Below are 12,218 nucleotides of genomic sequence, written 5' to 3' on the forward strand. Positions count from 1 at the left end.
GGGTAGTGGGAATCTGGTCACGATGCGTCGTAGGCCCAGGTGTGTCGCCCGTCGCGGTGTTCGATGCGGATCTTGGGCGGCAGCGGGAGCTGGTGGAACTCGCTCTCGTTCTTGTCCATCTGGTAGCCGGCGGTATTGGGGTAGATGATCAGGTCGCCGTAGCGCGGGCGGCGCGGGAGGCTGATCTTGCGCCAGGTGAGCACGTCGTACTCCATACAGCTGGCGCCGCCGATGAACGCCTCGACCGGACCGGTGGACTCCGCCGAATCCGCCTGCCACAGAATGGGTTCGGGGAGGAACTCACTACCCTTCCATTGCTCCGAGACGCTCATGCTCACGCCACCGACCGCTACCACGCCGTGGTCGCCGCGTTCCTTGTAGCCCTGCACCGGGAAGACCGAGAATCCGCCCTGGTCGAGCAGCGCCCGGCCGGGTTCGCAGTAGAGCCGCGTGCCGGTCTCCGCGAATCGGCGCCCGACCCGCTGCACAATGGCGCCGAGCATGTCCGCGCCGGTCGGCGCCTGGTGATACGGATAGAACTTCGCGAATTTCTTACGACCGTGGAACCATTCGTCTCGGTAGCCCTCCTGGAATCGCTGCCAGTCGGCGGAATCGACATAGCTGCAGGCGAATCCGCCGCCGATGGAGACCGATGTGGCCGCGAGTCCGCGGGCACGAGCCGCCAGGCAGGCGTCGACGAGCCGATCGGCGAGCTCGGCACGGGGCTCCACCTGGTAGCCGTCGAGATGGAACGAGAAGCCCTCCATCGTGATCGCCGCCACGGCCTGCACGCAACGGTCGAGCGCCCGGCTCAATTGCGTTGCGTCGAGCCCGAATCGACTGTCGGGATTCACTTCTGGCAAGACCCGCAACAGGATTCGCGCCGAGCAGTCCAGCTCGATCAGCCGATCGAGTTCGTCGAGGTGGTCGACGGCGATCAGACAGCCGTGCCTGGCGGCCAGCCACAGCAGCTCATCGGCCTTCGCCGCCCCGGTGACAACGATGTCGCAGCCCCGAATGCCGTGCGCCAGAGCATGAACGAGTTCGGGCGCACTGGCCACGTCGACGCCGCCGTCGCGAGCGGCACATTCGTGCAGCCAGCCGCCGGCCTTGTTTGCCTTCTTGCCGAAATAGATCTGCCCATCCACCCCGGCGGAGCGCAGGACGGCCTGGAACGCTTCCAGATTCGTTCCGAACCGGTCCGGGTTGATCACGTGGAACGGCCCGCGCACCGCCCGGGCGATGTCGCCCAGCAGCACCGGGTCGGCCTGGGCCCGCAGCGCCCAATCCGCTTGCAGGGCCGGGAGTGCGGGACCGACGCTCGATGCGGTGGGTGCCGAAGGCATCGCCGCGGTGGTAACAGTCACTGCCACAGCTCCACTCGCTGTCCGCGCCCGGCCGCGATGGCGCGGGTGGCGAGCGCGTGCGCTACGGGGATGTCGGTGATGATCATGCCGCTGGAGAAGGCGAATACCCGATCGTCCGAGGTACGCCGGCCCGGCGCCCGACCGGCCAGGATGTCGGGAACCACGGCGTCGATGTGCGCGGGGCCGTCTTCTCCGGCCAATCGCGTTCCGGTGACGCCCAATTGGCCGACGCTGGTGGTCACGGTGTAGTCGGCATCGCGCAGGGCCCCGGCGGCCACGCCCTTGCTGGCCACCGAGATCAGCAGGCCGCCGGGCGGCAGCCAGCCGGTCTGCACGGGCGGATGCGCGGCCCGGCCCGAGGCCACCACCACGATGTCGGAGGCGGCCACGGCCGCGGGCACATCCTCGACCAGCTCGATCTCGCGATCCGGGAAGTGTTCATCGAAAGTCTTGCACGACAGGGCGATACCATCCGGATGGGTACCGAACAGCCGCAGCCGCTCCAGCTCGGGCAGCGCGGTGAGCAGGTACGGGAGGGTGTTCACGCCCTGCACGCCGGTGCCGATCATGAGCGCGGATTTCGCACCCGGTTTCGCGCAAGCGCGGGCGATCAACGCCGTCGTCGCCGGGGTCCGGGACGCTCCGACGCGCTGGCAATCCATCAGCGCGAAGGGCCGGCCGGTCGAATCGTCGTACAAACTGATTGTGGTGTAGTACTTCTCGTTGGTCTGGCTGCCCTGACGATACGAGGTCTTGAAGCCGAGATGCTCGAGGACTCCGTCATAGCCGAGCATCGCGTACGACACCGAGTCCCGGGCCTCGTCGGGCAGCGGCATCATCAACTTGGTGGGGCATCGAGACTGGCCTCCGGCCAGGGCCAGATAGCCGTCCTCGACGGCGCTGATTACATCGCTGGGCGGTATGCGCAGGTCGGCGAGGTCGCTGCGGGTGAGGATGTGCATGAATTCCGGTCCGATCTTGGTGCTCCGAGGGCGAGACAGAAACGCAAGAGGTGAAGTTAGCCTTACCTAAACTATTTCGCAACACCCCCTCAGCCGATCCAGCCTCACCGAGCTGGAATGTCGACCCGCCGAGCATTCCGGACCCGCGCGTACCACTCCCGACAATCAATCCGGCGGTCGAGTCCAGCGCTCACCATCGTCGAAGAACCTGCGCCACAACATCATCGCGGCCTCGATACCCGGGCAAGCCATCGCCGTCACGAGCCGCCCACTTCCAGAGATCCCCGGCCTCGGGTTGATTCTTGCGAAGAAGTATGAGCATCTTATTAGGCAAGGGTCACCTAAGTTGTTGGTACCTGCCATGCTCCGAGCGAGCATGGCGTTTCGAGCACTGAATGAGGGCTTCATGATCAGTTCTGACCAGCACGATCGGCGTGGCCGCGGATCGGGGCCAGCGGTGCGGCGCCGCCCTTCGCTCCGGCGCACACGCCATTTCTCGCGGGTGATCCTCCTGATGGTGCTGAGCCTGGTCGCGGTCGCGGCCGGTTGTACCGGCGCCTCGGAGCCCGGCTCGCCGGGCGAACGGAGCGGACCTGCCGTCGAGATCACCGATGTCCTGGGTCGGCACGTCACCGTGAAGGCGCCGTCGGCCCGCATTCTGGTCGACGGTTCGCGCCTGCTCTACACGACCTCGCTGCTGGACAAGCAGAATCCGGTCCGGCGGATCGTCGGCTGGCCGAAAGACCTGCTGGACAACGACCCCGGTACCTACCAGACGTATCTGCGGCAGTTTCCACAGCTCGCCGGCATACCCACTATCGGCGAGCTCTACGACGGGTCGTTCTCGGTGGAGCAGGCGATCGCGCTCCGCCCGGATGTGTTCGTAGCCAGTGCCTCCGCGTTCAAGACGGCCCAGGATGCCGGGGTCATCGACCGCCTCGGAAAGGTCGGCATTCCAACGGTATTCATCGATTACTTCGTCGACCCGATCAAGAACACCGTGCCCAGCGTCGAGCTCATGGGCGCGTTGCTGGACCGCAAGGCCGAGGCCGCGAACTTCATCGCGTACTACCGATCGGCCGTGGACGGTGTCCGGTCACGTCTGGACGCCGCGAAGCAACCGGCCACCGCGACATTCCTGTGGCGCGCTCCGGGCTACTTCGATTGCTGTTCCTCGTTCGCCCGTTCCAACCTGGCCGCGATCGTGAACTATGCCGGCGGGGAGAATCTGGCGGACGACCTGCTGCCGGGCCAGCAGGGCAGCATCTCACCCGAGACGGTCCTGTCGCGCAATCCGCAGGTCGTCATCGCCACGGGCGCCAACTGGGCACCGAACACTCCGGCCAAACCGGGTTCGTTCGTTCCGCTGGGCTATGACCAGTCACCGGCGCGGGCACAGGCTCAACTGCGGGCGATCATCGATCGGCAGGCGGGTTTTTCCCAGTTGGGAGCGGTGCAGCAGCACCGCACCTACGCGGTCTGGCACCACTTCTACGACTCGCCGTACAACTTCCTGGCCATCCAGTGGTTCGCGAAGTGGATGCATCCCGACCTGTTCGCCGACGTGGATCCCGATGCGGGTTTGCGGGCACTGCACGAGAAGTTCCTTCCGGTCCCGGTCGGCGGGGCGTTCTGGGCGGAGCTGTCATGACCACCAGGGACGTGCCGATGACGTCGACGGATGCCGCCGCGTCGCAGGGACCGCATCTCACAGTCTCACCGGCGCTGCGGGCTGCGCGGACCACACGGGAGTATCGAGGGGTCGTTCGTCGGCGGGGGCTGCTGGTGGCGAGCCTGCTGCTGCTGACGGTGGTGTTGTTCGTCGCGGATGTGGGGGTCGGCGGGAGCGGGCTGCGCCTGCCCGAGCTGCTGCGGGGGGTGTTCACGCCGTGGAGCGCGCCCGAGATCGTGCGCCAGATCGTGTGGAACATCCGGATGCCGATGTCCGTCGCGGGGCTGCTGGTCGGCGCCGCGCTCGCGGTCGCGGGCGTGCAGATGCAGACGATCCTGAACAATCCGCTCGCCGAGCCCTACACCTTGGGGATCTCGGCGGCGGCCGGGTTCGGCGCCGCGTTGAACGTGGTCCTCGGGGTCACGGTGATCCCGCTGGTCGGGCCGATGCTGAGTATGGCCGGCACGGCCTGGATCTTCGCGATGATCGCCTGCGCGGTGATCCTGGGTTTCAGCCTAGTCCGCGGCGCGAGCACCGAGACCATGATCCTGCTGGGAATCGCGATGGTCTTCCTGTTCACCGCCCTGCTGTCGCTGATGCAGTACGTGGCCTCGGACGCGCAACTGCAGCAGGTGGTGTTCTGGACCATGGGCAGTCTCGGCCGGGCCGACTGGCCGCAGGTCGCGCTGCTCGCGGTGGTCTGCTGCGCGATCACCCCCCTGTTTCGCCGCTCGGCCTGGACACTGACCGCGTTGCGGCTCGGTGACGACCGGGCGCGGGCACTCGGCGTGTCCGTCGAACGCACCAGAATGTGGGTGCTGCTCGGGGTGTCGGTGCTGGCCGCGACCGCGGTCGCCATCGCCGGCTCGATCGGGTTCGTGGGACTGGTCGGGCCGCACGCCGCCCGCATGCTGGTCGGTGAGAACCAGCGGCACCTGCTGCCCGCGTCCGCGCTGTGCGGCGCGATCCTCCTGTGCGGCGCCTCGATCGCCAGCAAACTCCTGGTACCCGGTGTGATCGTCCCGGTGGGCATCATCACCTCGATCGTCGGTGTACCGGTCTTCCTGCTGCTCATCCTCGCCAAGAGGCGGCAGCTGTGGACGTAGAGCTGGCGGTCGAGGGACTCACCTTCGGATACGGCGACACCCCGATCCTGCGGGAGATCACACTGCCCGTCGTGCGCTCCGGGACGGTGACCGCGCTGGTCGGCCCGAATGCCACGGGCAAGTCGACTCTGCTGCGGTGCATCGCCGGTCTGCACCGCGCGACCGGAAGTATCCGCGTCGACGGTGACCGCGCGGTCGATACGCGCCCCGCCGGACGGATGCTGCGCCGGCTCGCCCGGTCGGGGACTGCGCACGACCAGATTCTGTACACCCCGCAGGAAACCCCGCCGGCCAGCTCGATCACGGTGTTCGAGGCCGTGCTGCTGGCCCGTCGAGGCCGGCTGAAACCTCGCGCCGACGCCGCGGTCCTCGATCGGATCGGGCAGGTTCTCACCCAGCTCGACCTCGACGAACTGTCCACCAGACCGATCTCGGATCTGTCGGGCGGACAACGGCAATTGGTCAGTCTGGCCCAAGCGGTGGTCCGGCAGCCCACGGTGCTACTGCTCGACGAACCGACCAGCAATCTCGACCTGCGCAACCAACTGCAGATTCTCACGCTCATCCGGCACCTGGCGCGGTCGCAACCCGCCGCGGTCATCATCACCGTGCACGACCTCGCCCTGGCCGCGCGCTTCGCCGATCAGATCGTCGTACTGCACAAGGGCGCCGTCCACTCGGCGGGCCCGCCGGCGGAGACGATCACCGAAGCGATGCTGCGGGAGGTTTATCAGGTCGAGGCCACCGTGCATCCGATGCCGGACGGAGCGCTGAATGTGGCTGCCAGGAGCAGCATCTGACGCCGGGCGCCAGCGCCTCACAGATCCCATGACCGGCGCATTTGTCGTGGTCGACAGCAACTTTCATGAGGTGCGACCCTTCGCGATCCGGCGGTCGTAGGCGGCACGACCGGCATTGCTGGTGAGGAATACCCGGTCCAGGCCCACCTGCCGGCTCAGCCATCGAGCCAGCGGCCGGGGCAGATGCATCCAGGCCGCTGACGCGCCCGACAGCCGCCTGGGCACCACCGCGGATCGCTTGCCCTTACGCAGCACCTTGACCACGGTGTCCGCAATCCGCTGCGGTGGAACGGGATCCATCCCCCGGCCCGGTTGCAGCCCGTCGATCAGCTCGGTCGCGGCGAAGGACGGCAGGACGGTCGACACCCGCACGTCACTGTCACAGAGTTCGGCGTCGAGCGCTTCCCCGAATCCGACGACGCCGAACTTGGTGCCGCTGTACACGGCCATCCCGGCGGCGGGGATGCGGCCCGCCACCGAGGCGATGTTGACGATGCGCCCGCCACCGCGAGTCACCATGCCACGCGCGATAATTCGGGAGCACTCGATGACCCCGAGCAGATTGATCTCGACCGAACGCCGGATCACCCGCGGGTCCTGTTCGAGCAGCGAACCCACCGGCATGATGCCGGCGTTGTTGACCCACACGTCGATCGGCCCGATCTGCTCCTCGACGAGGGCTCGGAAACCGGCGATCGAATACGGGTCGGTGACATCGAGATATCCGCCCAGTACACCGAGTTGCCCTGCGGTCGTGGCGAGTTCGTCGGCATCGATGTCCCCGATGGCGACCCTGGCACCCGCATCGCGCAACGCGGCCGCCGTCGCGCGGCCGATACCCCGGGCGCCGCCGGTGACTACGGCGACGCGCCCCGTCAGATCCATGCCCTTCACTGGAAAATTCCTATCGGATTCGCTGGGAGATTCGCAGGCGCAGTTCGGTGACTCGCCGCAGCGCGGTGAGCGCGAGCCCGCGCATGCGATCGGGATACGGGGTGGGAAAGCGTTGCGCGGTGATGGTCTGCGGTTCGGTGTAACGCACGATCCCGTCGCGGCCGTGGCGCCGCCCGAGTCCGCTCTGCCGCATTCCGCCCATCGGGGCGTGCAGCGACGCGATCGCCGAGAGATACCCGTCGTTCACCATCACCGCGCCGGCGACGATCTGTGCCGCAATGGCCCTGCCGCGACCCAGATCTCGGGTCCACACGCTGGCCGACAGTCCATAGCTGCCCTCGTTGGCCAGGCGCACGGCCTCGTCGTCGGAGACCACCGGATACACCGAAACCACCGGTCCGAAGGTTTCCTCGCCGTGAACCGACATGGCGGGTGTGACGCCGGTGAGCACCGTCGGCTCGAAGAACAGCGGCCCGAGGTCGGGGCGGGCATTGCCGCCGGTGACGACCTTCGCCCCCTTCTCGACGGCGTCGACGATATGACGGCTGGTCGCGACGAGCTGGCGCTGCGAGGTCAGCGAGCCCATGTCGACCGCGAGGTCGTATTCCGCGCCGAGCCGGAGCTTCGCGACCTTATCGGCGAGTGCATCCAGAAAGCGCTGATACACACTGTGGTGCACATAGATTCGCTCGATGCCGATGCACATCTGGCCCGCGCTCGAGAAGCACGCCTGCACGGCCCCGGTGGCCGCGGCGTCGAGATCCGCGTCGGCACGCACGATCATCGGATTCTTGCCGCCGAGTTCCAGTGACACCCCGATCAATCGGTCCGCACACTGCCGTGCAATGGTTCGGCCGGTCTCGGTGGAACCGGTGAAGCACAGGTAGTCCACCGCGTCGACCACCGCCTGCCCGATGCGCCTGCCGGGTCCGGCCACCACCTGCCAGACGGCCTCGGGAATTCCCGCCCGGACCGCGAGATAGCGAGCCAGCAACAGGGTCCAGGGGGTCTGCGAATCGGCCTTGGACAGCACGGCATTACCGGCGATCAGCGCTGGAATCACGTCGCCGACAGCAAGAAACAGCGGGTAGTTCCACGGTGCGATCACCCCGACCAGCCCCTTGGGGCGGTACCCGACCTCCGCCCGGACCGGCCAGCCCAGGCTGCGCACCTTCCGCTCGGCCAGATAGCGGCGCGATGTGGCCCCGTAATGCTGAGCCACCGACACCACGCCCTGCACCTCGATCGCGGCGTGGATCCGGGCCTTTCCCGTCTCCCACTGCATCAGGTCGCACAGTTGATCGTGGTGGTCGAGCAGCAATCGGGCGTACCGCAGGACAATTCGCTCGCGCTCCCGGATCGGACGGGCCGCCCAGTCCCGCTGTGCGTTTCGACCGGCCTGCGCGGCGGTGTCGATCGCGGCGCCGTCCGATTGCGGTACCCACGGCAGCTCGGAACCGGTGAAAGGCGAGGCAGCGGAGCGTGTTTCGGCGGACTTGGGCAGTTGATCGCGCAACTGCTCGATCAGCAGTCGATCGATCCGGGGCGGCAGACTCGATTCGGTCACGGCGGGCCCCACTCAGCCGAGCTTCTTCAGCCGGACCGGCAAACCGTCCTTCGGCACCGGCAGCGTGGAGTAGTCGAGCTTCCACCGGTACCCCTGCGGCACTGTCCAGTCGTGAGTGAGCAGCAGATTGTGCATGACCGTCTTGATCTCCAGCTGTCCGAAGTAGAGCCCGATGCACTTGTGCACGCCGCCGCCGAAGGGCATCCACGCGAACTTGTGCGATTTGTCCTCGGCACGTTCCGGAGCGAAGCGGTCCGGATCGAATCGGTAAGGGTCCGTCCATAATTCGGGGTCGTAGTGGGGGACGATGGCGCTGACGGCCACCCGCGTGCCCCGGGGGATGAAATGGCCGTCGATCTCGGTGTCCCGCACCGATTGCCGCAGCAGGCCCGGCACCGGGGCGTTCAGGCGCAGGGATTCCTTCATGATCGCGTCGAGCACCGTGAACTTCGGCAGTGTGTCGTAATCGATTTCGGCCGGCAGTTCCCGGGATTGGGCCCGCGCCCTGGTCTGCCACTCGGTGTTCCTTGCCAGGTAGTAGGCCATCGTCGTCATCGTGATGGTCGAGGTGTCGTGCGCGGCCATCAGCAGGAAGATCATGTGATCGACGACGTCCTCGTCGGTGAAGCGGTGGCCCTCGTCGGTGCTGATGTGGCACAGCGTGGAGAACAGGTCCGGGGTCCTGGTGGCGCGCTTGGCGGGCAGGTGCCGGTACATGAACTCCTCGAGCACCGTGCGGCCCGCGACGGCGCGCGACCACTTCGTGCCCGGCACGTCGTAGCGCACCCACGCCAGGCCCGCGTCTACACAGTCGATGAACGCCTTGTTGATCCGATCGGCCTCCGCGGGCGAGAGCTGCAAGCCCAGGAAGATCTCCAGTGCCACATCGAGAGTCAGCTTCTTCAGCTCGTGCAGCATCCGGACCCCGTCCCCGGTGGGGAACGCGGCCACGCGTTCGCGAATCATCGGCTGCATCTGCCGCAGATAGTCCTTCAGATGCGCGGTGGTGAAGGCCTGCTGCAGCACCAGCCGGTGGTAGCGATGCTCCTCGAAGTCCATCAGCAGCAGGCCTCGCCGGAAGAACCTGCCGATCATGAATCCCCAGGCCGGTTCGGCGGCAAAGGATTTGTCCCGGTTCAGCGCGACGGTCTCACATCCCGAGGCGGTCAGCGGGGTGACCATCTTGCCGGTCGGGGCGATCATGAAACTGATGTCGCCGAAGGTGGCCCGCTGCTGCGCAACGAACTTCTGCGGATCCGTGCGGTACAGCAGCAGATCCGGCACCGACAGCCGGCCGAGGCCGTGGACCGGTTTCAGGCCGCTCCCGGCCGGGGGATCCGCGAGGGCGCGCGTGCGGACGTGCTTGGGCTTCGGTGCGGGCGGGGTTACCGCGGCCGGCGCGATCGCACGGTCGGGGTGCTTGCCGTTCAGTATCTTTCGCGGATCGACACCCTCCCGCTCCCAAGCCTCGGCGGCCCACGGGGTGTAGAGCTTATCCACCGGAAGCCGGTTGAGCAGCGGGTTGAGTGCGCGCATTGCCGCAGCGAAACGCTGGAATCGCCGCTCCCGCTGCGCATCCCATTCCAGGTCGCACACCTCGCGCATCTGCTGCGGCAGTGTTCCGACGATCACGGTCCGGATGAAGCCGTTCAGCGGCGCGGACAGCAGCCTCCACGCCGGTGCGGGCAAGCGCCGCAATCTCTTCGGCTGCGGCACGCCCTTGCGGATGTAGCCGGTCGCGTATCGGATGATCGGCGTCGGCACAAAGCGTTCCAGCATGGAGTCCCAGTACGCCAGAAACTCCTCATAGGTCTGCGGCTGGCTGCGGTCGCTGACCCCGTAGAGGCGGTACCAGATCTTCGACTCCTCGAAGATTTGCGCCTTCTCCGCGTAGGACAGCCGGCGAATGAACGTGTCCGTGGTGTAGATGGTTTGGTCGACGAAGGTGGCGTGCGCCCAGTAGTACAGCTCGGGATTCAGTGCGTGATAACGCGATCCGTCGCTGTCGATGGTCCCCTTGATGGGCTTGTGGAAGTCCCGGACGGTCCGCCCCCAGTAGAACGGATCTGCCGAATACAGCGTCTTGGCGATCGGCGGACCGGTGCGCCGGCCGCGCGCGAGGGTGTCCTCGAAGAACACCGAGTGGTCCTGGACGCCCTTGGCCAGCTGCTCGATGCAATTCTCGGTCCCGGCCAGCCGCTGCACACCCAGCAGCATCCGGACGTCGCCGAAATACTTCCAGGTCAGCGAGTCCGGGCCGAGCCGAGCCGGCGGTTCCTCCGCCAGTGGCATCGGCACCGCCTCCCGGATGCCGGCATCGAATCCCGTTGTCCCGGCATCCTTTCCAGCGCAGGGGACGGTCTCGTGCGGGGCGGGCACGGGAGTGTCATGCTTCGGCATGTGCTGCACCTCCGGTGAGGCAACGGGGCGGGCCGAGTCTTCCACGCCTGGACCATCGGTCTCAGATACCGATGGTCAATATCGTGCACCCAACCGGTCGTGGCGTCAAGAGTCGCACTGCGACCGCAGTTGACGCGGTGATATCCGATACCAGCGGTCAGGCGGGCTACATGGCCCGGACAAGCCCTGTCTTGCCGAAGTAGTTCGCCATCGGGGCATCGAAGTCGAGATGAACGCCGTTGGCGTGCGCCGCGGTCTGCACCAGCGCCCGGATGCTGCTGTCGACGTTGTCGATGACCTCGACCAGGGTCTTCTCGTCCTCATGCCCCCGGACCAGCCACCATTTACCGGCATGCAGAATGCTGCCGATCACCATGTACGCGGTCAGCTCCAGATCGGTGCCGGTGCCTCCGCAGCCCAGCATGACCTGGCGTAGCACGGCGGCCAGATCCCGGGACGGCGCCGACACCCGGTCCAGATCGGCGCTGGGCTCCTCGGGCGTCTCCGAATACGTGACCATGACGAACTGAAAGATGTTCGGGTGGCCATCGGCCAGTTCGAGAAAGCGGCTGACACCCGATCGCAGGAACCCACCGAGCGTCGCGCCCGCTTCGGTGGGCCCCACGGTGATGCGCTCGGCGACCATGTCGCGCACGCGATCCGCGATGGCCGCGGCCAATTCCGACTTGTCGGTGAAGAAGCGGTACAACGTCGCCTTCGGGATCTTCGCCTCGGCGGCGATCTCGCGCATGCTGACCTGCGGACCCAGCACATCGATCGCACGCATGGCGGAATCGACCAGCTTGCTGCGGACTTCCGCCCGGTGAGCTACCCACCGCTCCGTTCGACCGTCGGCCACGCGCACTCCCTCGTCCTCCGCATCGACCCACAACGACCGCACGGATAGGTGATGGATCAGCCTGCAATACCCGATACTAGCGGTCGGCCTCATGTGCCCGCGGGCCCGCGCATGGCACGGATGGCGGCCTGGATCCCCTTCTTGTCGTAGCTGTTCACGGGCATGGTGGCGCCGTGGGCGTGCCGGACGATGCCGCCGGGGTCGACCAGGACCGAGCCGGACTGCTGCATGGAGCCGAAGAGCCTGCGAGTCAGTCCGACCGATTGATGAGGGGATCCCGCGGATCCGACGAGGACGGGAACCGTGATCCGGTGCTGGGTCCGCCATGCGCGGCCCGCGTCGTGGGCCTCGGGGATCGCGAGGTACAGGCGGACGTCGTCGGCCTCGAACCCGCCACGCTGCGCGAGCAGGTCACGCACGTGCCGGTTGCAGATCGGGCAGGAGGTCGAGCGCACGAAGAACAGCAGGGCGCCGTGCGTGCCGAGCTGATCGGACAGACGCCAGGTGTTCCCGGCGGTGTCCTCGAGTTGCATATCCGGCGCGGCGGATCCGGTGGTGAGCATGGCGATATGTCCCTTCGACACGGGTGGT

At 67.0% G+C, this 12,218-nt stretch carries 10 protein-coding genes and 1 pseudogene; 3 read left to right on the forward strand and 8 right to left on the reverse strand.

The features are described from left to right. Positions 1 to 17 precede the first annotated feature (17 nt). Together KO481_RS29485 and KO481_RS29490 are read right to left on the reverse strand one after the other, a co-directional pair. Complete coding sequence (locus KO481_RS29485; protein WP_308166586.1) at positions 18 to 1,367, reverse strand: type III PLP-dependent enzyme domain-containing protein; 1,350 nt, start codon at positions 1,365 to 1,367, stop codon at positions 18 to 20. After that, on the reverse strand, positions 1,364 to 2,329 hold the full coding sequence (locus tag KO481_RS29490) for an ornithine cyclodeaminase (protein ID WP_215917439.1): 966 nt from the start codon (positions 2,327 to 2,329) through the stop codon (positions 1,364 to 1,366). The genes KO481_RS29485 and KO481_RS29490 overlap by 4 nt, the downstream gene beginning before the upstream one ends. Positions 2,330 to 2,735: 406 nt before the next feature. Here KO481_RS29490 and KO481_RS29495 point away from each other — a divergent pair, with 406 nt between their 5' ends. Genes KO481_RS29495 through KO481_RS29505 form a run of 3 tightly spaced genes read left to right on the forward strand, consistent with a single transcriptional unit; the run spans position 2,736 to position 5,907 of the window. Continuing rightward, positions 2,736 to 3,980, forward strand: coding sequence for an ABC transporter substrate-binding protein (locus tag KO481_RS29495; protein ID WP_215917438.1), 1,245 nt, complete (start codon positions 2,736 to 2,738; stop codon positions 3,978 to 3,980). Further along, positions 3,977 to 5,107, forward strand: coding sequence for a FecCD family ABC transporter permease (locus KO481_RS29500; protein ID WP_245400884.1), 1,131 nt, complete (start codon positions 3,977 to 3,979; stop codon positions 5,105 to 5,107). Before KO481_RS29495 ends, KO481_RS29500 begins: the two co-directional genes overlap by 4 nt. Continuing rightward, on the forward strand, positions 5,098 to 5,907 hold the full coding sequence (locus KO481_RS29505; protein ID WP_308166585.1) for an ABC transporter ATP-binding protein: 810 nt from the start codon (positions 5,098 to 5,100) through the stop codon (positions 5,905 to 5,907). Before KO481_RS29500 ends, KO481_RS29505 begins: the two co-directional genes overlap by 10 nt. 63 nt (positions 5,908 to 5,970) lie before the next feature. Here the strand turns inward: KO481_RS29505 and KO481_RS29510 are convergent, their stop codons facing one another. The 6 genes and pseudogenes from KO481_RS29510 to KO481_RS29530 form a co-directional block, all read right to left on the reverse strand. After that, on the reverse strand, positions 5,971 to 6,792 hold the full coding sequence (locus KO481_RS29510) for an SDR family oxidoreductase (RefSeq protein WP_245400883.1): 822 nt from the start codon (positions 6,790 to 6,792) through the stop codon (positions 5,971 to 5,973). A 19-nt stretch (positions 6,793 to 6,811) separates the two neighbouring features. After that, complete coding sequence (locus KO481_RS29515) at positions 6,812 to 8,368, reverse strand: succinic semialdehyde dehydrogenase (protein ID WP_308166584.1); 1,557 nt, start codon at positions 8,366 to 8,368, stop codon at positions 6,812 to 6,814. Between the two features lie 12 nt (positions 8,369 to 8,380). After that, positions 8,381 to 9,772: a cytochrome P450 gene (locus tag KO481_RS29520; protein ID WP_372452038.1), complete on the reverse strand. Its 1,392-nt coding sequence runs from the start codon at positions 9,770 to 9,772 to the stop codon at positions 8,381 to 8,383. Positions 9,773 to 9,793: 21 nt separating this feature from the next. Then, positions 9,794 to 10,660, reverse strand: a pseudogene (locus tag KO481_RS43430) (oxygenase MpaB family protein); the annotation flags it as partial. Positions 10,661 to 10,934: 274 nt separating this feature from the next. Beyond that, complete coding sequence (locus KO481_RS29525) at positions 10,935 to 11,627, reverse strand: TetR/AcrR family transcriptional regulator (protein ID WP_215917435.1); 693 nt, start codon at positions 11,625 to 11,627, stop codon at positions 10,935 to 10,937. Positions 11,628 to 11,716: 89 nt separating this feature from the next. After that, entirely contained in the window at positions 11,717 to 12,211 is a 495-nt protein-coding gene (locus KO481_RS29530; RefSeq protein ID WP_215917434.1) for a redoxin domain-containing protein, read from the reverse strand. Positions 12,212 to 12,218: the final 7 nt, after the last annotated feature.

The organism is Nocardia albiluteola (genome assembly GCF_018860155.1).
GTDB classification, from domain to species: Bacteria; Actinomycetota; Actinomycetes; order Mycobacteriales; family Mycobacteriaceae; genus Nocardia; species Nocardia albiluteola.

Excerpts from the sequence above, each read along its gene's own strand:
- KO481_RS29500 (WP_245400884.1), top strand. The coding sequence starts at position 3,977 with ATGACCACCAGGGACGTGCCGATGACGTCGACGGATGCCGCCGCGTCG.
- KO481_RS29510 (WP_245400883.1), bottom strand. The coding sequence starts at position 6,792 with ATGGATCTGACGGGGCGCGTCGCCGTAGTCACCGGCGGCGCCCGGGGT.
- KO481_RS29495 (WP_215917438.1), top strand. The coding sequence starts at position 2,736 with ATGATCAGTTCTGACCAGCACGATCGGCGTGGCCGCGGATCGGGGCCA.
- KO481_RS29490 (WP_215917439.1), bottom strand. The coding sequence starts at position 2,329 with ATGCACATCCTCACCCGCAGCGACCTCGCCGACCTGCGCATACCGCCC.